The sequence below is a fragment of the Micromonospora sp. DH13 genome (assembly GCF_020873825.1).
Classification (GTDB): Bacteria; Actinomycetota; Actinomycetes; order Mycobacteriales; family Micromonosporaceae; genus Micromonospora; species Micromonospora haikouensis.
Map to the genome: position 1 here is coordinate 1 of NZ_JAHWGR010000100.1, position 470 is coordinate 470.

Sequence of the window (470 nt, forward strand, 5' to 3'; positions counted from 1 at the left end):
TCACCATGATCAGCGCCAGCACGCCGTAGGGGCCGAGGCCGAGGCCGGTGAGGAACTCGGTGACCTTCTGCGGCGTCTGCGTCACCGTGAGGAAATAGCCGAAGATCAGCGCGCCGATCAGCACGGTGAACACCGCGGCCGCGGTGCGCGTTGCCTGGAGCAGCGAGGCCAGGATCTTCTCGCGGTCGAGCCGGCCGGTCAGCACGCCGATGAGGACGGCGCCCGCGGCGCCGACACCGCCGGCCTCCGTCGGCGTGAAGCGCGGCAGGAAGGGCAGGCCGTAGAGGCCGCCGATGACGAACACGAACAGCAGCACCGGCGCCCAGATGTCCTTCAGGCCGGCGAAGCGCTCGCGCCACGGCAGCACCTTGCCCTTGGGCAGGAAGTCGGGCCGGAAATAGCCGATCAGGAAGATCGTCATCATGTACATGGTCATCGCCAGGATGCCCGGAATGATGCCGGCGATGAAG

1 protein-coding gene is annotated in these 470 nt (G+C 67.9%); it reads right to left on the minus strand.

Going from position 1 to position 470, the window contains the following annotated elements; translation table 11 throughout:
- A partial coding sequence (locus LPA42_RS33420; RefSeq protein ID WP_228987148.1) for a TRAP transporter large permease subunit occupies positions 1-470 on the minus strand: 470 nt, incomplete at both ends.